At 41.6% G+C, this 22,451-nt stretch carries 27 protein-coding genes, 1 pseudogene, 1 riboswitch and 1 other annotated feature (1 of these 30 running past the window's edge); of the genes and pseudogenes, 22 read left to right on the forward strand and 6 right to left on the reverse strand.

Going from position 1 to position 22,451, the window contains the following annotated elements; all coding sequences use genetic code 11:
• Nucleotides 1–129 (forward strand) — a binding site (T-box leader) (it extends 137 nt beyond the left edge of the window).
• A gap of 46 nt (nt 130–175) precedes the next feature.
• The 4 genes from metG (at nt 176) to B9N86_RS30950 (ending at nt 3,301) form a co-directional block, all read left to right on the forward strand.
• Entirely contained in the window at nt 176–1,825 is a 1,650-nt protein-coding gene (gene metG / locus B9N86_RS11430; RefSeq protein WP_208919330.1) for a methionine--tRNA ligase, read from the forward strand.
• Nucleotides 1,826–1,834: 9 nt separating this feature from the next.
• Nucleotides 1,835–2,002 carry a hypothetical protein gene (locus tag B9N86_RS30000; protein ID WP_210190662.1) on the forward strand — a complete coding sequence of 56 codons (168 nt, stop codon included), beginning with the start codon at nt 1,835–1,837 and terminating at the stop codon, nt 2,000–2,002.
• A 136-nt stretch (nt 2,003–2,138) separates the two neighbouring features.
• On the forward strand, nt 2,139–3,221 hold the full coding sequence (locus B9N86_RS11435; protein ID WP_208920243.1) for an AI-2E family transporter: 1,083 nt from the start codon (nt 2,139–2,141) through the stop codon (nt 3,219–3,221).
• Nucleotides 3,206–3,301, forward strand: a complete 96-nt coding sequence (locus B9N86_RS30950; RefSeq protein ID WP_208919331.1) for a VOC family protein — start codon at nt 3,206–3,208, stop codon at nt 3,299–3,301. Before B9N86_RS11435 ends, B9N86_RS30950 begins: the two co-directional genes overlap by 16 nt.
• A gap of 167 nt (nt 3,302–3,468) precedes the next feature.
• Here B9N86_RS30950 and B9N86_RS11445 read toward each other — a convergent pair whose 3' ends face one another.
• A complete protein-coding gene (locus B9N86_RS11445; RefSeq protein WP_208919332.1) occupies nt 3,469–3,675 on the reverse strand; it encodes a DUF1657 domain-containing protein in 207 nt (68 codons plus the stop codon).
• A 268-nt stretch (nt 3,676–3,943) separates the two neighbouring features.
• On the opposite strand from B9N86_RS11445, the gene B9N86_RS11450 reads away from it, so the two are divergent.
• From B9N86_RS11450 to B9N86_RS11495, 10 genes and pseudogenes are all read left to right on the forward strand, one after another.
• Nucleotides 3,944–4,804 carry a DUF421 domain-containing protein gene (locus B9N86_RS11450; RefSeq protein ID WP_208919333.1) on the forward strand — a complete coding sequence of 287 codons (861 nt, stop codon included), beginning with the start codon at nt 3,944–3,946 and terminating at the stop codon, nt 4,802–4,804.
• A gap of 25 nt (nt 4,805–4,829) precedes the next feature.
• A complete protein-coding gene (gene spoVAC / locus B9N86_RS11455) occupies nt 4,830–5,315 on the forward strand; it encodes a stage V sporulation protein AC (protein WP_208919334.1) in 486 nt (161 codons plus the stop codon).
• Between the two features lie 2 nt (nt 5,316–5,317).
• On the forward strand, nt 5,318–6,337 hold the full coding sequence (spoVAD, locus tag B9N86_RS11460; protein WP_208919335.1) for a stage V sporulation protein AD: 1,020 nt from the start codon (nt 5,318–5,320) through the stop codon (nt 6,335–6,337).
• Complete coding sequence (spoVAE, locus tag B9N86_RS11465) at nt 6,334–6,684, forward strand: stage V sporulation protein AE (protein WP_208919336.1); 351 nt, start codon at nt 6,334–6,336, stop codon at nt 6,682–6,684. The genes spoVAD and spoVAE overlap by 4 nt, the downstream gene beginning before the upstream one ends.
• 258 nt (nt 6,685–6,942) lie before the next feature.
• Nucleotides 6,943–7,287 (forward strand): YojF family protein, encoded by a 345-nt coding sequence (locus tag B9N86_RS11470; protein WP_208919337.1) that lies wholly within the window; start codon nt 6,943–6,945, stop codon nt 7,285–7,287.
• A gap of 24 nt (nt 7,288–7,311) precedes the next feature.
• Entirely contained in the window at nt 7,312–7,968 is a 657-nt protein-coding gene (bshB2, locus tag B9N86_RS11475; protein ID WP_208919338.1) for a bacillithiol biosynthesis deacetylase BshB2, read from the forward strand.
• A gap of 211 nt (nt 7,969–8,179) precedes the next feature.
• The gene (locus B9N86_RS11480; RefSeq protein ID WP_208919339.1) at nt 8,180–8,974 is read left to right on the forward strand and encodes a helix-turn-helix transcriptional regulator; all 795 of its coding nucleotides are present in this window, start codon (nt 8,180–8,182) and stop codon (nt 8,972–8,974) included.
• 181 nt (nt 8,975–9,155) lie between these two features.
• On the forward strand, nt 9,156–9,572 hold the full coding sequence (locus B9N86_RS11485) for a VOC family protein (RefSeq protein WP_208919340.1): 417 nt from the start codon (nt 9,156–9,158) through the stop codon (nt 9,570–9,572).
• 118 nt (nt 9,573–9,690) lie between these two features.
• Nucleotides 9,691–10,732 (forward strand): annotated as a pseudogene (locus B9N86_RS11490) (IS1595 family transposase).
• Between the two features lie 127 nt (nt 10,733–10,859).
• The gene (locus B9N86_RS11495) at nt 10,860–11,357 is read left to right on the forward strand and encodes a DUF1579 family protein (protein ID WP_208919341.1); all 498 of its coding nucleotides are present in this window, start codon (nt 10,860–10,862) and stop codon (nt 11,355–11,357) included.
• A gap of 265 nt (nt 11,358–11,622) precedes the next feature.
• Here B9N86_RS11495 and B9N86_RS11500 read toward each other — a convergent pair whose 3' ends face one another.
• The 4 genes from B9N86_RS11500 to infC all read right to left on the reverse strand — a co-directional run bounded on the left by B9N86_RS11500 (nt 11,623) and on the right by infC (nt 14,663).
• Nucleotides 11,623–12,438 (reverse strand): GNAT family N-acetyltransferase, encoded by an 816-nt coding sequence (locus B9N86_RS11500; RefSeq protein ID WP_342193800.1) that lies wholly within the window; start codon nt 12,436–12,438, stop codon nt 11,623–11,625.
• A 141-nt stretch (nt 12,439–12,579) separates the two neighbouring features.
• The gene (locus tag B9N86_RS11505; protein ID WP_208919342.1) at nt 12,580–13,350 is read right to left on the reverse strand and encodes a spermidine synthase; all 771 of its coding nucleotides are present in this window, start codon (nt 13,348–13,350) and stop codon (nt 12,580–12,582) included.
• A gap of 67 nt (nt 13,351–13,417) precedes the next feature.
• A complete protein-coding gene (locus tag B9N86_RS11510; protein ID WP_208920245.1) occupies nt 13,418–13,894 on the reverse strand; it encodes a MarR family winged helix-turn-helix transcriptional regulator in 477 nt (158 codons plus the stop codon).
• A 295-nt stretch (nt 13,895–14,189) separates the two neighbouring features.
• On the reverse strand, nt 14,190–14,663 hold the full coding sequence (gene infC / locus B9N86_RS11515) for a translation initiation factor IF-3 (protein WP_208919343.1): 474 nt from the start codon (nt 14,661–14,663) through the stop codon (nt 14,190–14,192).
• A gap of 326 nt (nt 14,664–14,989) precedes the next feature.
• On the opposite strand from infC, the gene B9N86_RS11520 reads away from it, so the two are divergent.
• Nucleotides 14,990–16,192, forward strand: a complete 1,203-nt coding sequence (locus B9N86_RS11520; RefSeq protein WP_208919344.1) for an MFS transporter — start codon at nt 14,990–14,992, stop codon at nt 16,190–16,192.
• A gap of 37 nt (nt 16,193–16,229) precedes the next feature.
• On the opposite strand, the gene B9N86_RS11525 is transcribed toward B9N86_RS11520, so the two are convergent.
• Nucleotides 16,230–17,288: a hypothetical protein gene (locus B9N86_RS11525; protein WP_342193802.1), complete on the reverse strand. Its 1,059-nt coding sequence runs from the start codon at nt 17,286–17,288 to the stop codon at nt 16,230–16,232.
• A 255-nt stretch (nt 17,289–17,543) separates the two neighbouring features.
• On the opposite strand from B9N86_RS11525, the gene B9N86_RS11530 reads away from it, so the two are divergent.
• The 7 genes from B9N86_RS11530 to B9N86_RS11565 all read left to right on the forward strand — a co-directional run bounded on the left by B9N86_RS11530 (nt 17,544) and on the right by B9N86_RS11565 (nt 22,449).
• Nucleotides 17,544–18,263, forward strand: a complete 720-nt coding sequence (locus B9N86_RS11530) for a YebC/PmpR family DNA-binding transcriptional regulator (protein ID WP_208919346.1) — start codon at nt 17,544–17,546, stop codon at nt 18,261–18,263.
• A gap of 109 nt (nt 18,264–18,372) precedes the next feature.
• Nucleotides 18,373–18,795: a GNAT family N-acetyltransferase gene (locus tag B9N86_RS11535; RefSeq protein WP_208919347.1), complete on the forward strand. Its 423-nt coding sequence runs from the start codon at nt 18,373–18,375 to the stop codon at nt 18,793–18,795.
• A 165-nt stretch (nt 18,796–18,960) separates the two neighbouring features.
• On the forward strand, nt 18,961–19,356 hold the full coding sequence (locus B9N86_RS11540) for a MerR family transcriptional regulator (RefSeq protein WP_208919348.1): 396 nt from the start codon (nt 18,961–18,963) through the stop codon (nt 19,354–19,356).
• Nucleotides 19,349–19,903 (forward strand): NADPH-dependent FMN reductase, encoded by a 555-nt coding sequence (locus B9N86_RS11545; protein ID WP_208919349.1) that lies wholly within the window; start codon nt 19,349–19,351, stop codon nt 19,901–19,903. Before B9N86_RS11540 ends, B9N86_RS11545 begins: the two co-directional genes overlap by 8 nt.
• Before the next feature lie 29 nt (nt 19,904–19,932).
• The gene (gene trxA, locus B9N86_RS11550; RefSeq protein WP_208919350.1) at nt 19,933–20,244 is read left to right on the forward strand and encodes a thioredoxin; all 312 of its coding nucleotides are present in this window, start codon (nt 19,933–19,935) and stop codon (nt 20,242–20,244) included.
• Between the two features lie 60 nt (nt 20,245–20,304).
• Nucleotides 20,305–20,385, forward strand: a riboswitch (ZMP/ZTP riboswitch).
• Nucleotides 20,386–20,509: 124 nt separating this feature from the next.
• Nucleotides 20,510–21,670, forward strand: coding sequence for a phosphoribosylglycinamide formyltransferase 2 (gene purT / locus B9N86_RS11560; protein WP_208919352.1), 1,161 nt, complete (start codon nt 20,510–20,512; stop codon nt 21,668–21,670).
• A 197-nt stretch (nt 21,671–21,867) separates the two neighbouring features.
• Nucleotides 21,868–22,449 carry a histidine phosphatase family protein gene (locus B9N86_RS11565; RefSeq protein WP_208919353.1) on the forward strand — a complete coding sequence of 194 codons (582 nt, stop codon included), beginning with the start codon at nt 21,868–21,870 and terminating at the stop codon, nt 22,447–22,449.
• Nucleotides 22,450–22,451 lie beyond the last annotated feature (2 nt).

Genomic DNA, 22,451 nt, shown 5'->3' on the forward strand with positions numbered 1-22,451 from the left:
GCCGGAACCCGCATCCGTTACCATGCTAGGGTATACTCGCGTAATTACGCGCCGTACCTGAAGAGGTGAATGCCGCGAGGCATTTATAAAATTGGGTGGTACCACGTGAGCAGAGCTCTCGTCCCTTTGGGATGAGGGCTTTTTTTGTTGTCTAAAAATTAAGGAGGAATTAAAGATGGCAAATATTTATATTGGCGGTGCATGGCCGTATGCGAACGGATCGTTGCACCTCGGCAGGCTTTCAAGTTTATTACCTGGTGATGTACTGGCACGTTATTTTCGCGCAAAAGGTGAGAAAGTACTATATGTTTCGGGCAGTGATTGTCACGGTACACCTGTGGCGGTTCAGGCTGAAAAAGAAGGCATATCACCGTCGGATTATGCAGGCAGGTACCATGATGAACTTCTGGAATGTTTCAATAAACTGGGGTTTTCGTATGATTTGTACACACGTACCGACACCGCCAACCACCATCAGGTAGTTAAGGAACTGTTCTTAAAGCTGCTCGACAACGAATATTTGTATAGAAAAACAATACAGCAATCCTACTGCGAGAGCGATGAGAGATTTTTGCCGGACCGTTATGTAGAAGGAACTTGTCCTGTGTGCGGACAACGGGCGCGAGGAGATCAGTGCGATTATTGCTCCACCTTGCTGGACCCTTCCGATTTGAGTGAGAGAACGTGCAAATTATGCGGATCAACTCCGGTAGAGCGGCCAACCGAACATTACTATATTGCTTTAACCCGATTACAGTCTGAATTGGAGGAGTATGCGGTTCATGCACAAGGATGGAGAGAGAACGCAAAGCAATTGACCAAAAGATATTTGGAGGAGGGGCTTCAAGACCGTGCAGCGACAAGGGACTTGTCTTGGGGAGTCGATGTTCCTGTCAGTGGATTCGAGGACAAGAAAATCTATGTATGGATTGAAGCCGTCAGTGGGTACTTGTCTGCTAGCAAACAGTGGGCTGAAGAAACGGGAGGTAACTGGGAGCAGTTCTGGCTTGAAGGGGAAGACAGCATTGTATCGTATTATGTACATGGTAAGGATAACGTACCTTTTCATACGCTGATCTGGCCTGCAATATTATTGGGGACTGGTGGACTTCATCTGCCGGATCATATCATTTCCTGTGAATACATGACACTCGAGGGAAAGAAATTCTCTACCAGTCGGAATTGGGCGGTGTGGGTTCCGAATTTACTGAGCCGGTATGATCCGGATACGATTCGTTATTTTCTCATTGCAAACGGACCTGAAAAGCGGGATACCGACTTCTCATGGAGGGAGTTCATTCACAGTCACAATGGTGAGCTGCTCGGTGCTTACGGTAATTTGGTGAACCGAACCTTGGCTTTTATTGTAAAATCTTTCGACGGAGAAGTTCCGGAAGGGGAATTGTCGGAAGAATGGCGAATTACGATAGAGAAACTGTATTTGAAATCCGGGGTACTTATTGAAGACGGAAAGCTTAAAGACGCACTGGAGTATATCTTTGCTGGTGTACGCAAGGCCAACAAGTATTTCGATGAACAAAAGCCGTGGATTCAAATAAAAGATCAGCGGGAGGCATGTGGACATACGTTATACAATTGCGTGCAGATCATTGCCAATCTATCGCAGCTGCTTCATCCATTCATCCCCTTTTCATGTGAGAAGGTAAGAAGGTTCCTGAATTTAGCGCAGCCGTCCTGGAAGATGATAAATGTACCCGTTCAGCAGAGTATAAGCGATCTAGAATTGCTGTTTGAGCGCATTGATGTCAGTCGGATCGAGGAGGAAACCAACCTCTTGAATAAACAGTTGCTGGATTCTAACTAGAAAAAAAGAGTGCTATGCTCATTTGGCAGTCCAGTAGGAGTAGGAGAGAAAAATAATGAATCGAATATGGTTTGTCATGTTGGTGCTTGTTACGACTTCGCTAATGCATTTTTATTCCTGGCACCGTTGTTTGGTGTGCTGTCAGGATGGCTTATGCTTGGAGAAATTGTAAAGTGAAACTGGACAGCGAAACAACCAATGAAGGTACGGGTTGAAGAAAAAGCTTAGACTGCATTTTGGTTGAAAGCCATGTTCTGCTATAATACTTTCATACATACAGATTAATGAAAATTATAGTTTGGGGGCTGCTGTGCTGATTAAAATGAACAAGTTTTATAAACTATGTATTGGTATCATATTGATTTTGGTCATTATTTATTTGGGGTCGCTTGTAAGTTTCGTTTTTAAACCCATCATTGCATTGTTCAGTCTGCTTATCGTTGTTCCAGTCTTGCTGGCAGGGTTCTTTTATTACTTGCTCCGTCCATTGGTTGATTTCTTGGAGAAGCGTAAGCTGAAACGTTCATTGGCTATTTTGCTTATTTATGTTGTGATCGCGATTTTGCTGGTCGCTTTTATTTGGGGAGTATGGCCTTCACTTAGCAAACAGATTATTGCTTTAAAGGAAAACGCACCAAGTCTGTTCATAGCACTAGCCAATGAGCTGGAGAAGTTGAAGGAGAACACGTTTCTTTCTAATCTATTCCCGGAAGATACCAACAGACTTGATCAAGTTACAGATTATTTGAATAAAGGTTTTTCATTTCTGACAAATTACATGACGGGATTGTTTTCTTTTGTCTCGAATTTCGCAATTATTTTGTTCACCTTTCCAATCTTCCTATTCTATATGCTAAAAGAGGGGGGAAAGTTTGGCCAGAAAATTGTTAGCTTCATGCCGAATCGTTTTCGTGACGAAGGAACCGAGATGATGAACGACATTGACAAGGTGCTAAGCAGCTTTATTATGGGTAGAGTTTTAGTTAATGTGGCGCTTGGTGTTCTGATGTATATTGGATTTATCATCATCGGTTTGCCTTATGCATTACTGTTGACCGTTATTGCGGTGATCATGAATTTTATTCCTTTTGTTGGGGCTATACTATCATCTGTACCGATTGTCATTATAGGATTCGTGCAATCACCTTCCGTAGCGATATGGTCCCTTGTAATTATTCTGGTTGCACAGCAAATCCAGGACAACCTCGTGGCACCTTATATTTTCGGTAAACAGCTGGATATACATCCGTTAACGACCATCATTTTGGTATTTGCCGGCGGTGAATTATTTGGAATTTTCGGGATCATCGTGATCATACCGGTGTACATGGTAATCAAAATCGTGGTCACTCGTATTTACGTCAGATTTTTCAAACAGAAATGGGAAGAAGCGTAGTAATATTTAAGAAATTCGCTTGGGTGAATGACCGATTTGGCGTTTCCTGGCAATTGATTTTTAACACGATGAGTTTATAAACCTGATCAAAAACACGTGCGTACATGCACGTGTTTTTTGATCTTGATGAAGAAATCATGATGATGGATGTGCCCTTTTACATATTGAGAGTATAAAAAAGTAAAAGCCGATTCGCCCAATCAATATGAATGGGAAATCGGCTTGAAACATATTAGGGATGCATTAATTAAAATCCTTTGTATTGAGGCTCTTCATTTTCTAGTTGTTGTACACGGCCTTGCACTTGTTGAACAATTTGGTCCGTTTGCTGTGCTGCATTTGTAAAAAGTGTTTTAGCCTCTTGGTTTTGGGTTTCCAATGCAAATTGTTCAAGGCTTGCTTGCGCGCTCTTCAAAGAAGCCAGGGTAGTTTTAACTTGGGAAGCAACTGTCATCGATATCACCTCCTTTCCAGGAGTTAACGATAGTTTCCTAAATAAATAACTATGTAACGAAAAGTAATATAACTCAGTTAGCCGTTAAACATTCATGGGAAAAATTGTATAATAAAAATTTTGAATTTATTTTGAAGATCAAGCACTGAATTGGTATGTCACTAAAAGTATTTCCTTTTACGGAAAAGAGTTATAAGTTTGATATTAGCTTTTTAGACAAATAATTTGATTAGTCCAAAAATGTGTTGATTGGAGGAGGAATCAAACTGTGCCGAACTGGCTAGAAATTGCATTGCGAACTTTAGTAGCCATAGTCGTCCTTTTTTTTATGACGAAATTATTGGGCAAAAGGCAAGTTTCCCAGCTTTCGTTCTTCGAGTACATTACAGGAATTACAATCGGTAGTTTGGCGGCATATATTTCTTTAGATTTGGAAGCAAATTGGTATCTGGGAATAATCTCTTTAGGAGTATGGGTCGCGGTATCTATTGGCATTGAATTTTTGCAGATTAAAAGCAAAAAGGCCAGAGATTTTATTGACGGAAAAGCTACAGTGCTCATTAAAGATGGAAAAGTATTGGAAGATAATTTAAAGAAAGAACGTCTCGCCACCGATGAATTATTGGAGCAGCTAAGAAGCAAAGACGTCTTTAAATTGGCGGATGTCGAATTTGCGGTAATGGAGCCAAACGGGGATATCAATGTGCTGCTCACCAAAGATAATCTGCCTTTGACGCCAAATCATCTTGGTATTAAAGTCGGACCTGAACCAGAGTCGCAAACTGTGATTATGGATGGAAAGATCATGGATGAACCACTGGCAACAATCGGATTAAGCCGGGCATGGTTAAATACCGAACTGGAAAAAACAGGAGTTGCTGTTGAGAATGTATTTTTGGGTCAAGTGGATTCTTATGGGCAATTTTATGTTGACTTGTTTGACGATCAGATAAAAGTACCAGAGCCTCAAATCAAGGCCACATTATATGCTACTTTGAAAAAATGCGAAGCGGATTTGGAGCTGTTCGGCCTGACAACACAAAATAAAAAGGCTAAAGAAATGTACGAGCAGTGCGCAAAACAATTGCAGTCTGTCATTACGGAAGTGAAGCCATGCTTACATCGTTAAATTTTCAAAAGGAGGTATTCAATTTATGTCAAATGAGAAAAAGAAAGAGCTGACTCCAACACAGCAGGAGTATCAAGAACTTGCTAATAAAAGAGAGCCAGCCAGACCGATTTTTCAAAACTGTATACGGGCTTTTATTTCCGGTGGCACAATCTGTTTAATTGGGCAAGCTATTCAGGAAATGTTCGTTCATTGGGCGGGATTTAGCGAGAAAGAGGCTAGCAACCCAACTGTTGCTGTTTTGATTTTGATCTCCGTTATTCTTACTTGTTTTGGCGTATACGATAAAATGGCGCAGTGGGCAGGAGCAGGTTCTGCCGTACCCGTTACGGGATTCGCCAATACGATGGCTTCCGCGGCGCTTGAGCATCGAAGCGAAGGATTTGTTCTGGGCGTAGGAGGAAAAATGTTTAAGCTTTCGGGTCCCGTTATTGTATTCGGTGTGGTTGCAGCTTTTTTTATCGGAATTCTGCATTTGATTTTTAATCCTGGCGCTATAGGAGGATCTTGAAAATGCTTAAAGGTCATCAGAGCTGGATTTTTGAAAACCGTCCATCCATTCTTGGCACCGCAACCGTTGTCGGTCCGTTCGAAGGACAAGGGCCTTTAGCCGAAGATTTTGATATCATTCATGGGGAATTGTCGTTAGGACAGGATAGTTGGGAAAAAGCTGAACGAACCTTGTTGGAAGAAGCGGCCAAACTCGCTATCGAGAATGCGGGATTAACGAAAGAGCAAATCAACTTTTTTCTCGGCGGCGATTTGATGAACCAAATTATCAGTACAAGCTTTGCTGCAAGAACGTTTGAGATACCTTATATCGGCATATTCGGGGCATGTTCAACCTCAATGGAAAGCTTAGCTGTAGCCGCTAATCTTGTTAATTCACGATCGGCCCAATATGCATTGTCCAGTGCATGCAGCCATAACTCAACGGCGGAAAAACAATTTCGTTATCCAACTGAATACGGCTCTCAAAAGCCTCCAACTGCACAGTTTACGGTAACTGGAGCCGGAGCGAGTGTTGTTTCGCAGTCAGGTAAAGGACCATACGTTACTTCCGCAACGATTGGCCGAGTTATCGACATGGGTATTACGGATCCGTTCAATATGGGTGCCGCGATGGCTCCTGCGGCGGTAGACACGATTCAGGCCCATTTCCGTGATTTTCAGATCGAGCCCGGACATTACGATCTGATCGTGACGGGCGACCTGTCTAAAGTGGGGTATGAAATCGCATGCGATTTATTTGAGAAACATAAAGTACCAATACAACAAACGGAATATAAAGATTGTGGAATGATGATTTACGACTACGAAAAACAGATGGTACAGGCTGGAGCTAGCGGCTGCGGATGCTCGGCGGTCGTTACGTATGGCCATCTGCTGAAACGATTGCGCAACCATGAACTAAACCGGATACTGGTTGTGGCAACTGGAGCGCTGATGTCACCGATATCTTACCAGCAGGGAGAAAGCATTCCGTGTATCGCACATGCAGTTTCGATCGAAAGGGAGATGGGGAAAATATGATTTTTCTGTGGGCGTTCGTGATTGGCGGTGCTATTTGCGTTTTCGGTCAAATATGCTTCGATGTTTTCAAGCTAACTCCTGCTCATACCATGACATTGCTTGTCGTTCTTGGGGCGATCGGGGACGGATTGGGTCTTTACGATCCATTCATCGAATTTGCCGGCGCCGGCGCATCTGTCCCGATTACAAGCTTCGGTAATTCTCTTGTGCATGGTGCCTTGGAGGAAATCAAAAAAGACGGCTGGATCGGCATTGTTACAGGCATTTTCAAAATTACTAGCGCGGGCATTTCCTCAGCCATTATCTTTTCATTTTTGGCAGCTTTGTTTGTTAAGCCCAAGGGATAATTCGGTATGTATGTTATGACGAAGAAGTTCAACAAGGACGAAATGTTATCGGCTTTGTGGATCGATACAATAACTCCCATCTTGGCAGCATACCAAGTTGGGAGTTTTTATAATTTTCTCGGAAGGATTGCTCTTTCTTTTTTAAAGTAACCAACATAGAAATATGAAGTTTCGTTTTTTCTTTATAAACAATTATGTTAGAATAATCATATTATTAAAAGCTAATAAGTAATCTACGCAACTACATCGGAGGGAAATATGGAGCTCATACATTCATCGGAAGTACAACACATGATTGATAAGCTGACGGATCAAGATCTTTACATACATCTTGAGCTAACTACGGGAGCGTACGCTGCCCATTACGATAGTTCCAAACATCCTGCCGCCAACTTTATTACGAATGCGAAGATCCGGTTTTCACATGGATCGATTTCCGGAAACGGACCTTATCGTGTCGGATTAAAAATAGAGCAAGGATGGGTTTACGCGGAGGGGCTTACTCATTTTGAAAAGAGTGAGACTGAGCGGCTGATCATGGCAGGCCATGACAGCCAAGGCAAGTTGGTCGTAGCCTTACAACTAAGCCGGGAACCCTTCTAAATGGAACAGGAGATGAGAAACAACATGGATAATAACGTTCTGGTCGTGCTGCCGCATCCGGATGATGAGTCATTTGGTGCATCTGGAACACTTGCAAAGCTCGTTCAACAAGGAACGCGGGTAACTTATGCATGCTTGACTTTGGGAGAGATGGGACGAAATATGGGTGTCCCGCCATTTGCGAGTCGGATCACCCTTCCCTCTGTTCGTAAGCTGGAGCTGGAAGAATCCTGCCGGGCTATCGGAATTCAGGACTTGAGAATGCTTGGATTTCATGATAAAACGATTGAATTCGAGCCACATGAAGTACTGGATGGAACGATTGAATCGCTCATCAATGAATTGAATCCTGCACTGATTATTACTTTTTATCCGGGATACAGCGTTCACCCCGACCATGATGCAACGGGGGCTGCTGTTATCCGAACCATTCAAAAGCTTCCTGAAGAACAGCGTCCTGTCGTACACTGTATAGCCTTCGCTAAGAACTGTGAACAGCATATCGGGAAGGCGGATGTGGTTAATGATGTGACCGGCTTTATTGAGCACAAGATGAACTCCATCAAAGCACATCGTTCCCAGTTCCAGGTTGCAGACTTACTGGGAAGTAAACATCCGAGCCCTGAAGAGATTAACAAGCGTTTTGGCAATGAAGCTTTCTGGACCTATCGTTTTAAATAATATAGAAGTAAGGGATAAGCACTCTAGCCATATATAGATTGTACCTAAAAAACACGCCCAGACTCCAATCTGCGCGTGTTTTGTGTTCGATTAAGTACAATTTTCACAATTGAATATTCCAAAAATATCAATTTTATGGTAGAATTATATGCGAACGGTTGTTCCTTGATTCCTTTAAATAGAAACATGAACCAGAGGAAGGTGCGACTTGATGTCTGACTCGCATTTAGAAATTGACGAGGTAATTAAATTTATCCATAAGCATATTTTTGACCCGCTTTCGTTATCCCGTTTGGCTAAGCATGTTGCATATAGTCCGTACCATTTCTCGCGTATATTCAAGGAAAGAATGGGGCTTTCACCCTTATATTATGTATCCTCTCTACGGTTACAGAAAGCAAAAGATTTATTGCTTCAAAGTGATTTAAGTGTTCGTGATATCGCTTTGGAAATCGGACAACAAAGTTTGGGGACCTTCACTACACGGTTTACGGAACGGGTTGGCATGTCGCCGTCGCAATTCAGAAATTCAACACTGCAAGCATCCAATCATTTTTCCTTATTGCAAAAGCTTAATACTTGGACGCCTGAAAATCTAATATCCAGTCCATACGGAAGAGTAGAAGGTACCGTTCATGTAGTGAAGCCGTTTGCAGGTGTTATTTTGATTGGATTATTCCCCAAACCTATCCCCGAAGGCCAACCACTGTATGGAACACTCTTATCATCTTTAGGTTACTTTTGCTTCGCAGACGTAAACCCGGGCACGTATTATCTAATGGCTACCTCCATTTCCTGGAACATGAAGGCTCTGGATTTTTTGCTTCCTCAAGCAACTTTACGCACCCGTTCGAGAGACCCAATCGTTGTTAAAGCTAGGATGTCCGTGCCCTATCAACAAGTTACGCTGTATCCACCCCGGTTAGATGATCCACCAATTTTAATATCCCTGCCTCTATTAATGCAAAATTTTCTTAGCCGGATCTCAACTAACCTAAATAGTTAAAATCCTTGAGCTGTAAGTTCAATGGATGAGTCATTTCTTATAGAGAACGCTTTAGCTAAGACCTTTGCGAACGAAGTATAGCAATTGAGAAGAAATCATGGCATCGTAGATGTGTTATATTTTGAAACAACAGCTCAGAATCACATTCAAGAACACAAATTAACGTTGAGGTGAGATGAATATGGCACTACAGTCGGACAAAATTTTTGTTAATTTACCCGTAAAAGATTTGAATAAATCCGTTGAATTTTTTACGAAAATCGGATTTGAGTTCAACCCTCAGTTTACAGATGAGAATGCGACCTGCATGGTGATCAGTGATCATATATTTGCCATGCTACTAGTGGAGGATTATTTCAAAACCTTCACGAAAAAAGACATTTCAAATGCAGCCAAAACGACAGAAGTTATCATTGCCTTATCTACAGAGAGTAGGGAGCAAGTGGATGAAATCGTCAATAAAGCGCTGGCTGCAGGTGGCGAGAAATCCAATGATCCTGTCGACCATGGATTTATGTATAGCTGGAGCTTTCAGGATATAGACGGTCATATGTGGGAAGTTCTGTATATGAATTCTGGTGAAGTTGAACAAGGATAATTTTTGCAGGATCATTTATTTTTAAGGCTTTGTTAAATCACATGCATTGTTGATATTTTATTTTCACGAACGTTTGTTCTATAGTTAGGGTGATATCATTGTACGGAGATGATTACCCATGGATTTAAAGGAATTGAAGAAGCTTGCTGATGCACTCGACGATAGCGGCAAACGAGAGCTCATTCACTTTTTACAGTCCCGAACCAAGGGAATGTCAGCTCCGATAGGTGTGAAATCCAGGAACAAATGCATAAACATGGGCATGCCTGCCCCCATTGCAACAATTGTTCTGCTGTGCGATTTGGCAAATATGTTGTTAAAACACGCACTGGAGAAGTCAAACGGCAACGTTACCACTGTAAATCCTGCCTTCAAACATTCAATGACCTGACGAATACCCCACTTCAGCGGACACGAAGACCTCATATCTGGGCTCGGTTTATCGAATGCATGATTGAGGGCTATTCACTCAGGAAATGTGCTGAGGAACTGCATGGTGAGGTAACGCATATGTTACCTTGTTTTACTGGCGGCATAAAATTCTTGCTGCTCTGAAGCAAATTCCAACTGAAGCATTCCAGGGCATCGTCGCAATGGACGAAATGTATTTCTTGTTCTCTGAAAAGGGCAAAAGAAACATCACCGAACGTAAGCCTCGTAAACGCGGCGGCAAAGCCAAACATCGTGGCATCAGCAGCGACCAAGTATGTGTACTGGTTGCCCGTGACCGTCAGAAGATGACATTCTCTGGCGTTCTTGGGCGTGGACGTATACGAACATCGAAATTGGACGAAGCTATCGGCGGTCATTTATCTGATTCAATCGTTCTTTGCACTGATTCGTGGAGGGCATTCAGCTCCTATGCGAATACGAAGGGCTTGGCTCATTACCGTTTCAAGTCCGATGGGAAACAGCGTGTGAAAGGCGTTTACCATATCCAAAACGTCAACAGTTACCACAGCCGCCTAAAAAAGTGGATAGACCGCTTCAACGGCGTTGCAACGAAGTATCTGCAACATTACTTGGCTTGGTTTCGTTATTTGGACAGCAAGGAGTTTGAGAATACGGCGTCGAACAAGAAGAATATGTTGGTCAACTCTTGCCTGTTTACTGTAACGGACACGAACGTCAAGCTTCGGCGTAAAGCTTTTTCTTGTTGAACCGGCAGTAATGGTTAATAGGTAGTTTAGTTATCTTGTGTAATTAAATACGCAATCTATAAGAAATTACAACATTTGTTGCATGCTATGATATAAAAAACTTCGCACAATGAAAGGAGAAATCGTAATGACAACAAACAATATCAGTGAACCAGAGAATGGTAATGCCCTTACTCCACAAAATCCGTCTACACTTAATCCTGCAATGGCACGCTTGAATGTCTTCGTAGGGAAATGGAATACAGAGGGTTTGATTAAAGCGAGTCCGTCCGGGCCAGCTACGCAGTTGAAAGCAGTAGATACCTACGAATGGTTGCCCGGGGGTTATTTTATAATTCATCATGTTGATGGCCATATGGGGAAAGATGAGGTCAAGGCTATTGAGATCATCGGCTATGATGCTTCCAGTCAGACTTATACAACACACTCGTATGATAACCATGGTAATATCAGTGCATACCAAGCGAACCTACACGACAGTACCTGGACAATTTTGGGCAAATCGGAGCGATTCACAGGTATGTTTAGTGATGATAGCACCACGTTAACAGGTAGTTGGGAGCTGTCAACCGACGGAAAGAATTGGGTACATTGGATGGAGATCAAGTTGACTAAAGTCATTTAGCTGAAAATCCCCCTACTACCTTATATTTACTTGGGGTTTGAATACGAAATCAGTATCAATACACCGCCAAAAGCAGCATGCCTATTCACTTAACTAACGGATACGATAGTTCAAAAACCGCTCTTTTTCTTTGAGCGGTTTTTCTATGGTCCAAAATCAACATTATGATTTAACATAGCCATTTTTAAAAGCTCTGTTCATTAATAATGTTGATAATGAAGAAAAGAAATAGGACCTGTTGGAGGTCCTATTCCTTGGTTGAATTTTATGAATGTGATGTTAACGGAAATAAAAACGGTTTTGTTTCATCTTCTAATAATGGACGGACGAACAATGTATCATCACTCTCTGTTATGAATTCTGTATAGATGTTCTTATTATCATAATCAGGTGTGAAATGGAAATGAATGATTTCCGTATCAGCAGAAACAATGTGATTTAATATTGAATCTAATTCAACTCTTTTTTTGCTGATTATATCAAAAATATGAAGATGATGATCCTCTTGTTTATACATAACAATGACATCATCCTCTTCAATGTAATAAATCGCGTCATTAAATGCCAGGATAAAGTAAAACATTAGTAGAGATTCATTATTCTTCACCCCAAATATAGAAGATACAGGTATTCTTTCAACGGAAAATTCCTCCATCATTTGGAAATCATTTGTATTATTCGTATCTAACTTGCGTAAGTAATGTGTTTTATCTGGTCGTTTTTTTAGATCTGAAACGTTTAATGAAAAACTACTTTCTTGTACTTTTACAAATCCAAATTTAGGATAAAAATCTAGAACGGATTCATTTGCAAATAAGTAGATAAAGTCGTATTCATTTTCGTATTTTTCAATGATGTGGTTCATCAGTTTCCCAGATAAACCTTGATTACGATAATCAGGATGCGTCATTACCGTGCCAACTTGTATAGCTTTATATTCTTTACCATTAGATACAACCGTCATTTTAGTTATGGAGGCATTTGCGATCACTTTATCTCCATCAACGTATGAATAACAAATATAGTTGTCGTTCCAACACCCTTTTTCGTACCACTTTTTAAAATCAATCTCAAAGATCATTTTAGCTAATTCGGTAAAGCTTTCCTTATAGGTTTCATGTTCTTATAGTCATTTATTAACTGATAATCACTCATAAGAAAACCTCTATTCTTTATTTAATACGGAATCTCTCTCATTTCCTCTATAACACGAATAGGTTGATTATGTAAGGGAGTGAGCGTCTCTAATGATATACCCCTCACCAAGTTCAATCTCAGAGAAACCAGACATATGTCGGGCTTGGAACTGGATGGAGGTCTTCCCGCCGACTATTAGAATATTTTGGATATCTGAAGCACCTTCAGCGGGGAGAGCAAAAGATTTAACATAAGGATAGCATTCGCGAAGAGTAGTGTGTATCGCGTTTACGTGATGATCATGTTCACTTCTTCCCATGAGATTTAGGATGATTGCCCCATGGGAATCCAACTTCTCTGATGTCATCTTAAAAAATTCCCACGATGTTAAATGCTGCGGTGTTCCTTTATCGGTAAACGCGTCTAAAATAATGAAGTCATAGGCTTCCGGATCTTCACCCTCGAGAATTTGACGTCCATCGGCAACAATGACATTATCCCCGTTGTACCCGAAGTACTTTCTGCTTAACTCCACGATTCTAGCATCGAGTTCTGCGACTTTACATCGTTTATCCGCACAATAACGCGGGATAGTCCCAATCCCATGCCCGATTACAAACAAGTCTTCGAAAGACGGGTCATTCAACTCCATGAGATGGATCATGGCTCGGGGATATTCAAACAAGATACGTTCCGGATGATTAAGATCCAGAGCGCCCTGTATCGCCTCATTAGAAAACTGTAATACTCGAAAATTCCCATTCTCACCATACAATTTTGGAGTGTCCAGTACAGTGATTTCTTGATCGTTAACATGATCCTTATACAGTAAATGCAAATGATTGAACTCCTTCAAAAATATGATACATCGATCATAATTTCCTTTGTAATGTGTATTGGAACCTTACTGCCAATCCATCTGGTTACTCTTTTATGGTGTCGTCACATATCGTCGTCATTTCTTTATCCTCTATAAGCAGAAATAATATATCAAGAAGCTCTTTACGCTGCTTAGAATTGAGTTTTTTAATTAACTTATCAGCGATATTTGTTTGTATGTCAAGGATTCCACTAATATTGTTTTCTGCCAGCTCCGTTAGCTGGATAAGGGTTGCCCGTCGATCTGTTGGGTCGGGGGTGCGAACTAGAAGATTTTCTTTTTCCAGACCATCAACAAAATCAGTAACCGTACGTGCCTTAACGCCCAACTTAGCAGCTAATTCGTTCATACGAATCTTTCCTGCTTCTGAAACGATAGAAAGTACTTGTAAACGCGGACCCGATATGTGAAATGGTGTGTTGAGAGCGGATAATTGCGACATAAATTCCCTTTGGACAGAATGTGTCGCTCTGATCAATACGTGAATGACATCAATCGCTTGAGGATTGTTTGTGTTAATATTCATTATTTTTTAGCTCCTTGGTTTGTTGTTGATTCATGGCTCAATTCATTTCCGATCTCTTGAACATAATAATATATTATAGACGGAATAATGAAGTTAAGCTAACGGAGCACTTCTTTTTACTTGACACGGATTAATTGGGACAAGTCATCTATTATCGGGTTTGCACATATCAGAATTAAAAGAGCTGTTTAACTAACATTCATAAAAAAAGAGGGGCTGATCCAAAGTAACAGTTGGAGAGCCCCTTTATACATTTGTATGATACCTATTATTCTGTTTGAATCTTTCCTTATCGCGGATCGAGCTGGACCATCGCTTGTTTACCGCTCAATTGAATGCCGGTTTTTTTAATACCCACTTCTTTCAGATCTTGAATCAATTCCTCTAAAAGAACCTTGGCTTTGGCCCCTTCTTTACCTTGCACTCGGACAACTAGTGCTACAGAATTTCCGGCACGGAGAAGTTTATCCGCTTGAGTTCTCTTCGTATCATAATCATGTTCTTCAATATTTGGAGTTAATCGTATTTCTTTGAGTTTAGCGGGCTGCTCTTTCTTGCGAGCTTGTTGGCGTTCTTCCTTAACCGTTCCTGATGATATCAGACGGCAAGGCGGAGGACTGCTGAATAGGGAAGTGCAGACAAGGTCCACCTTTAACTTCCGAGCCAGCTCAAGCGCCTCTGTAGTTGGAACAACTCCTAAATTTTCTCCATGGATCCCAGTAAGTTCCACTTCTGCGGCTTTAATCTTTTCGTTCTTAATCATGTATTCACACATGCCTCTCACTCTAAACTGTGAGTTAATCATACCGCTGGGAGGTAGTAAGATCAACTCTTGACCATAATAGTGATTGAATGTAATTCAAAGGAATGAACAAACATAAATGATATGTGTTTATTTATATGTAGACAGAAAACGAAAAAGTCCACAAAAAAATCAAATGAACTATTGTAATTTTATAGACAAATGAATATACTGTCTACATATTGAAGCTGTGGAGTCGACACATGGTTTTATCATAATGTTATTGGAGTCTGCAGGTTGATGTTGAGGTTGATTCATGTATTCTTAAATCAAAGGAATGATAAGTTGTGTTAAAGAATCGTTATGTAAGAACGATCATCCTATCCAGGGTGTTTCTTCAGCTTGGAATATGGATACGAAATTTTGCAATACTGCTATATGTAACAAATTTAACGAATAATGATCCGTTGTATGTTTCACTTATTTCGGTTGTTGAGTACGCGCCGATCTTCATTTTTGCCATTATAGGTGGAACGTTTGCTGATCGATGGAGACCCAAACGGACCATGGTATGGTGCGATATGCTATCCGCCATATCTGTGTTGATCGTTCTGCTCGCTCTTGTATATGGAGGATGGTACGCACTGCTGCTGGGTACGCTCGTATCCGCCAGTTTGTCTCAATTTTCGCAGCCCTCTGCGATGAAATTTTACAAGGAACATGTGCCTGGTGAGCAGGTTCAAAGTGTCATGGCACTGTCTCAGTCCTTAGTGGCCGTCTTTATGGTTCTCGGTCCCGTATTAGGCTCATTTATTTTTCTGCAATACGGCATTGAGATTTCTCTTGGTTTAACTGCACTTATGTTTCTCGGATCGGCACTCGTATTAACCAGACTTCCTCGGGATAAAAAAGATACGTTAGCCGATGCCAACAACAATTTTGTCGGAGAAATGAAAGATGGATTGAAGTATGTATGGAATAACGTTCAATTAAGAACGTTAAGCGCAACATTTGCGGCCAGCGGACTGGCGGTTGGTCTGATCCAGCCCTTGATGCTGTTTATTACGATTGAAAAGCTTGGGCAAGACAAAACGTTTCTACAGTGGCTGCTTATGGCGAATGGTGCTGCCATGCTCGTAGGAGGCGTCGCTATTATCGGATTGGCTTCAAAAGTGAAGCCTCACATTTTACTTTCGATCGGTTTGGTTGTTAGTGCTTTGGTGACTGTTGGTATCGGATCTTCCACGGTAGTTATCTGGACCATAGTCTTTGAGGTGATTAGCGGATTTTTTTATCCATGTATTCAAGTCGGCATCCAAACACTTATAATGAAAAATACAGAAGCCTCATATATCGGCAGAGTAGGAGGAGCCATAACGCCGGTATTCATGGGGATGATGGTTCTAGGTATGTCATTCTCTGGTTATCTGAAGGGACAGTTTTCACTGTTTATCGTATTTAGCATAAGTGCAGGTTTATTTATTTTGGGTTCGTTGGTATTAGCTCCTCTGTTTCGGAAAAACGAAAATATTCACGAACAAGCATTTTGAGAAGAACAAAATCATAAAGAGCTTTCCCTAAGGTCAGCTAGAATTTCTTATTCACGATGTGAGGGTTAACGGACATGATCTGTTCAGCTATATCCCAGAGTCTGGGTAAGTAATGAATGACCTTCTCAGCCCGATCAAGCAGGATATCTGTAGAGGTAATGCCAAGGTCTGCAATGATCTCCTCAAAGGCCGGTAATAATTCATGCTGTAGTTCAGGTGAACCGTCAGCTGCCAATATTTTATGACATCGGGCAAAGGTAGCAACGATCCAGAAAACGGCTTCGTGATGGAAGCCGGTCTGTATTAATTTGAGGCTTCCATCAATGGCAATCGGCCGTGCCGAAGTGGTAATGTCAGTACTGAAGAAGAACGGTGTCTTGGCCACTTTTGCTGCAACGTCGAAAGTACGAGCCAGTTGTCTAACATGATAATCGACTCGCCGAGGTGTCATAAGATGACATCCTAGCAGTTCCAACAATTCCTGGTAAATATCCATATGACCGTAACTGATTAGCACCTCTCGAGCAGCAAGGTACCTCAGCCTAACCGTGGGGTTGCGAAGTGCAGCCACCAGGAGAACATGCGTGGTTACACCGGTTGGAAATAGCCATGAGGTGATCCGGTCAAAGAGGGGGGCCGATGTATCGATCGTCTTCAGCCCGATTTCGATTCTTTCCCGTGCGTTCCCACACCTGCGGTGCACCCAAGCCCACTCCGCGAAGTGCTGCGATACTTGTATCTGAAGTTTACGCAGATGTCCTGTTGGATCCGAGATAATACTATCCATACGGAAGCTACCTGCCAGATGATAGGAAGTTAGAACTTCTTCGGGAGACTCTAGTTGCTTCCAAGATAAATAAGTGACCTCCACGAGTGCTCCCTTATAATCAAACTTCCCGAGTTTAATGGGGGGAGCGTCCGCTTCAGTTACAATCACAACATCAATATCTGATGATGCGGACAATTCCTCGTCTTCTGGTTGACCTACAGTTGAACCACTGAAATAAGCCCCGCGGAAGCCTTTATCTTGAGAAGCGTATTGATCAACCCATTCAATAGCAGCCTTACGCGCAGCTCCGACTTTCAAGTGAATCATCCTCCTTTTGGATCTCCAATGACCTTGGTCAGCCGAATTTAGAGATTGCACCAATGAGAAAAACTACACATTAATACGCTATGACATTCTTCAAGGCTTAAGACGTTTTTATGATGAGCTGAAATATCAGAAGAAATATCGGACTGTTTGGAGAAATGTTCAATAACATAACTTCTTTTATATAGGGGAGTTTTTTCATCATAGGTTATAATGCTATAATAGGGTTGTAAAATTCATAAAGAAAGCGGGAACAGCATGGGTCGTAAATGGAATAATATCAAAGAGAAGAAAGCCTCAAAGGATGCAAATACAAGTCGTATTTATGCAAAGTTCGGGGTTGAAATCTATGTAGCAGCAAAAAAAGGTGAGCCAGATCCAGAATCTAACCGCGCCTTAAAAGTTGTACTTGAGAGAGCAAAAACATATAACGTACCTAAAGCTATTATTGACCGCGCCTTGGATAAAGCTAAAGGCAGTGCGGAAGAAACGTATACAGAGCTTCGGTACGAAGGTTTTGGACCGAACGGAGCCATGGTCATCGTAGATACATTGACGAATAACGTCAACCGTACAGCTTCTGATGTTCGTTCCGCATTTAATAAAAACGGCGGAAACATGGGTGTGAGTGGATCTGTCGCGTATATGTTTGATGCGACCGCTGTTATTGGTGTTACAGGCAAGAGCTTGGATGAAGTATTTGAGCTGTTGATGGAAGCTGATGTAGAGGTTCGCGATATCATGGAAGAAGATGAGTCTGTCATTGTATATGCGGAACCGGATCAGTTCCATGAGGTGCAAGAAGCGTTCAGAAACGTTGGTATTTCTGATTTTACCGTTGCTGAATTAACGATGCTTGCGCAAAACTATGTTGAACTTCCTGCAGATGCCGTACCACAATTCGAAAAATTGATTGATGCTCTGGAAGATCTGGAAGATGTTCAGCAAGTGTATCATAACGTGGATTCTGAAGAGTAAATCTGATGAATTAATATTATGATAAATGTCTCCTCATGAATGAATTGAAAAATTCATAATGAGGAGGTATTTTTTATACTGTTGGAAGAAGAGGAGAAACACCTACATAATGAATTTACATATTACTAAAGAACTAAATAAAAATGATAAGTATCATATTAATAATCAGCTTTATGAGTTTAATTTAAAGAATTTCCCAGTAGATTTAGGTGGGAGATACCAAGAAATTAATTTATTTCTGAAGGATGAAAATGGCAAGGTTCGCGGGGGAATATTAGGTGAAATTTGCTGGAATTGGTTAGAGATTCATACTTTTATAATTGATGAAGACATGCGTAAATCGGGTTATGGAACTAAACTATTATTAGAAATAGAACAAATAGCTTTGGAGACGAGTTGTGACTTCATAAAAGTAGATACTTTAAGTTTTCAAGCATTAGATTTTTATAAAAAACACGGGTTTCAAGAGTTTGGTACCCTTGATAATGTCGGAAGAGATTTTAAGCATTACTATCTAAAAAAAGATTTATAGACAGTTTAATGATTGCATTAATTGAAAACACCTATAATAAAAGAAAAAAGCTCAGATAATTAACTCTGAGCTTTTTTCTTTTATTAAATTCATGTTGACCCTGACATTAGTGTCATCGTTTATAATCAGATTAGACCCATACAATTACAATTGGAGGCATGACACTTGAGAATTGGAGAACTCGCCAATCGAACCGGAGTCAGCATCCGCTCTCTTCGTTATTATGAGCAGCAGGGATTGCTTGCTCCCAAACGGCATGATAACGGATATCGTGAATATTCCTCATTCATGATTGAACAAGTGCAGACTATTCAATTTTACTTGAAATTAGGTTTGACTACTGAACAAATCGCCGGCTTTCTGAATTGCGTGTTGATGAACAAAGAAGCATTTTGTAAAGAGGTTCTTCCGGTATATCAACAGAAACTGAAAGAAATTGATGATCAAATCAAGCAGCTTGAGAGCATAAAGTCAAATCTGGAGGAACGCATAAGTTCGATTATTGAAGAACATCCAGCCAGTGAAATCAATTCCTTGAAAGTGGGATGTAACAATGAATGAGCCAACGATTCACATTATAGGTATATCCGGAAGTCTCCGTAACGGTTCGTCTAATACGAATCTGTTACGTGCAGCTGCCACTTTGGCTCCTAAACATGTTAAGTTGACGATTTTCGATGGATTAGGTGATCTTCCGCATTTCAATCCCGAAATCGACGGAGAGGAAGTACCGGAAGCTGTGATCGATTTTCGGACACAACTTAAGGCCGCTGACAGCGTGTTAATTAGCACACCGGAATATGCAAGTGGTGTGCCAGGCGTTCTTAAGAACGCGATTGACTGGACGGTGTCATCGAGTGAGTTATATAACAAACCGACAGGTGTGCTGAGTGCCTCACCACATCCTTCAGGCGGTGAAAATGCTCATGCGTCACTTTTAATGACTCTGAATATGTTGAATGCACATATAGTCTCTGGGGGAACGATGTGTATTCCACAAATAAGTTTGAAAATGAATGCAGCGGGAGACATCACGGACAATGGTTTGGCAAAGGAAATAATAGCAGTGCTTCATGCTCTGGAAAAAGCTTTGAATACCGAGTTATAAACAATTTTATTTACAAAGGGGATAGCAGAATGCTTGAGACAATGACAAAAGAGAATTTTTCAGAACTCATCGACAAAGGTTTAACGCTGGTTGATTTTTGGGCGCCTTGGTGCGGACCTTGTAAAATGCAGCTTCCCATTGTGGAAGAGCTTTCCGTCGAACTACAAGATTCTATAGTCATCGGTAAAGTGAATGCAGATGAAGAGCCCGAGCTCTCTTCTAAGTATGGCGTGATGGGTCTTCCGACACTGATTCTATTTAAAAACGGCCAACCGGTGGAAAAACTGGTGGGCTTGCAGCGGAAAAATTCCATTATAGGCAAAATCCAAACTCACCAATAAAAGTACCCCTTCATGTTGCAAATAGGCGAAGATTTCAGTATGATTTACATGACAAATGAAATGCTTATGTGTGACTGGCGGAACATGGGGAACCATGAGGGAGCACATGAATGGCAGCGGCCGTACGCCTGGGCAGAGGTAAGGAGTTTCTTTCTCCTTGCCTCTTTTATTTTTGAGATAAGCAAGCTTAGACTTCGGGGTGAACTGCATCCTTATCTCGCAAGAATAAACTACCGCTATGAGCGGTAAAATGGGGGATATGCCAATGTTGCAAACTAAGAAAATAATGCTGCTCGGTTCGGGAGAACTAGGAAAGGAAGTTTTGATCGAAGCTCAGCGTCTGGGAGTTGAGACGGTAGCGGTTGATCGTTACGCTCATGCACCTGCCATGCAGGTAGCCCACCGTCATTATGTGATCGATATGCTGGATGGTGAGCGGTTGCGGGAAATTATCGAACAGGAAAAACCGGATCTTATTGTACCCGAGATTGAAGCATTAGCGACTTCAGAGCTTTTAAAACTGGAGGAAGAAGGCCATCGGGTCATTCCAACAGCCCGCGCTGCGAAGCTGACGATGGATCGGGAAGGGATTAGACGTCTTGCATCAGAGAAACTGGGCCTGCCAACAGCCGGTTATAAATTTGCTGACACGTATGATCAGTTTGTTCAAGCGGTAAAGGAGATGGGGTATCCTTGCGTTATCAAACCTCTGATGAGTTCTTCAGGAAAAGGACAAAGTGTTTGCCGTGAAGAGAAGGACATTGAACAGTGCTGGAACGTAGCAATGGAAGGTGGCCGGGTTCAGAACGGGCGGGTTATTATTGAGGAGTTCATCTGCTTTGAGTCTGAAATCACACTGCTCACGGTTCGTTCCGTAAACGGAACAAGCTTCTGCGCACCAATCGGACATATTCAAGAAAACGGGGATTACATTGAGTCCTGGCAGCCGCATGATATGACAGAGGATCAGATTAAAGAAGCTAAGCATATTGCTGGAGCCATAACAGACGAACTAGGCGGATATGGTCTGTTTGGTGTTGAACTCTTTTTAACGGAGGATAAAGTTTATTTCAGCGAAGTTTCTCCGCGGCCGCATGATACTGGACTAGTGACACTCGTAACGCAAAATCTTTCTGAATTTGCATTACACGTCCGTGCGATCCTCGGTTATCCAATCCCTGAAATTGTACTTATGACGCCGGGAGCCAGCCGTCCATTGAAAGCAAGCCTTGAACTCGAACACTATTGTATTACCGGTGTGGAGAAGGCATTATCGGTCCCGAACACGCAGGTTCGTGTATTTGGCAAGCCGGTTACAAAGGCAGGTCGGAGAATGGCGGTCGCTTTATCAACGTCCGATTCGGTTGAAAATGCACGGAAACAGGCGAAATTGGCACTTGATGAGCTTGCTGTTGTAGAATCTTAACTATACGTGGTTTTTTGAAAAGTATCGGAGTTCGTTTCTCTTGACGGTGTCATTAAATGAAATGCTATGGTTGAGATAGAGCTGTGTGAGTGTTGTAGTCTCCGACACTTGCACAGCTCTTTTAAGACTTTACAATCTCTTCAACTAACAAGTATATTAAGTTATTATTACTTAAAAAATTGGGGGATGGGTGAACAATGAAAACATATCTGTATTTTGTTCGTCATGGAATTGCTCCATTTTCTTTGGAACTTGAGCGCTCGGGAGGTGCGAGCTTGAACGATCAAGGGAAATCTGATGCTAAAAGAGTAGCAGAGCTGTTAAGAGATGAAGGAATTGATGTGATCGTCTCCAGTTCGTATAACAGGGCAAGAGAAACAGTAGCTCCACTTGCTGAACTGCTACAGAAAGAGATCATTTTGTATAACGAGCTTATTGAAAGACCAATTGGTACTTTGAATGAAGCTGTATCCGATGAGGAGCTGTTAATAGGAATTGAACAATCTTTTATCGATATAGATTATTGCATGCCCGAAGGGGAGACAACGCGACAGACGCAGGATTGGGCTATACCGATCATTATGCAACTGCTCTCGGAATATAAAGGCAAGAAAATCGCGCTTGGTACCCACGGAAATATAATGACGATCATATTGAATTATTTCGATTCTAATTATGGCTTTGAATTTTGGAAGGGGACAAGCAAACCTGATATTTATAAATTGGAATTCCAAGATAATCACCTGAGCCATGTTCAGCGGTTGTGGAGTCCCGCATAAAG

It is taken from the genome of Paenibacillus uliginis N3/975 (assembly GCF_900177425.1).
Classification (GTDB): Bacteria; Bacillota; Bacilli; order Paenibacillales; family Paenibacillaceae; genus Paenibacillus_AQ; species Paenibacillus_AQ uliginis.

Bases quoted from the DNA above. Each gene is read 5' to 3' on its own strand.
- metG (WP_208919330.1), top strand. From the start codon at position 176: ATGGCAAATATTTATATTGGCGGTGCATGGCCGTATGCGAACGGATCG.
- B9N86_RS30950 (WP_208919331.1), top strand. From the start codon at position 3,206: ATGGGAAGAAGCGTAGTAATATTTAAGAAATTCGCTTGGGTGAATGAC.
- B9N86_RS11445 (WP_208919332.1), bottom strand. From the start codon at position 3,675: ATGACAGTTGCTTCCCAAGTTAAAACTACCCTGGCTTCTTTGAAGAGC.
- spoVAC (WP_208919334.1), top strand. From the start codon at position 4,830: ATGTCAAATGAGAAAAAGAAAGAGCTGACTCCAACACAGCAGGAGTAT.
- spoVAD (WP_208919335.1), top strand. From the start codon at position 5,318: ATGCTTAAAGGTCATCAGAGCTGGATTTTTGAAAACCGTCCATCCATT.
- spoVAE (WP_208919336.1), top strand. From the start codon at position 6,334: ATGATTTTTCTGTGGGCGTTCGTGATTGGCGGTGCTATTTGCGTTTTC.
- B9N86_RS11470 (WP_208919337.1), top strand. From the start codon at position 6,943: ATGGAGCTCATACATTCATCGGAAGTACAACACATGATTGATAAGCTG.
- bshB2 (WP_208919338.1), top strand. From the start codon at position 7,312: ATGGATAATAACGTTCTGGTCGTGCTGCCGCATCCGGATGATGAGTCA.
- B9N86_RS11480 (WP_208919339.1), top strand. From the start codon at position 8,180: ATGTCTGACTCGCATTTAGAAATTGACGAGGTAATTAAATTTATCCAT.
- B9N86_RS11485 (WP_208919340.1), top strand. From the start codon at position 9,156: ATGGCACTACAGTCGGACAAAATTTTTGTTAATTTACCCGTAAAAGAT.
- B9N86_RS11495 (WP_208919341.1), top strand. From the start codon at position 10,860: ATGACAACAAACAATATCAGTGAACCAGAGAATGGTAATGCCCTTACT.
- B9N86_RS11500 (WP_342193800.1), bottom strand. From the start codon at position 12,438: ATGATCTTTGAGATTGATTTTAAAAAGTGGTACGAAAAAGGGTGTTGG.
- infC (WP_208919343.1), bottom strand. From the start codon at position 14,663: ATGATTAAGAACGAAAAGATTAAAGCCGCAGAAGTGGAACTTACTGGG.
- B9N86_RS11525 (WP_342193802.1), bottom strand. From the start codon at position 17,288: ATGATTCACTTGAAAGTCGGAGCTGCGCGTAAGGCTGCTATTGAATGG.
- B9N86_RS11530 (WP_208919346.1), top strand. From the start codon at position 17,544: ATGGGTCGTAAATGGAATAATATCAAAGAGAAGAAAGCCTCAAAGGAT.
- B9N86_RS11535 (WP_208919347.1), top strand. From the start codon at position 18,373: ATGAATTTACATATTACTAAAGAACTAAATAAAAATGATAAGTATCAT.
- B9N86_RS11545 (WP_208919349.1), top strand. From the start codon at position 19,349: ATGAATGAGCCAACGATTCACATTATAGGTATATCCGGAAGTCTCCGT.
- trxA (WP_208919350.1), top strand. From the start codon at position 19,933: ATGCTTGAGACAATGACAAAAGAGAATTTTTCAGAACTCATCGACAAA.
- purT (WP_208919352.1), top strand. From the start codon at position 20,510: ATGTTGCAAACTAAGAAAATAATGCTGCTCGGTTCGGGAGAACTAGGA.
- B9N86_RS11565 (WP_208919353.1), top strand. From the start codon at position 21,868: ATGAAAACATATCTGTATTTTGTTCGTCATGGAATTGCTCCATTTTCT.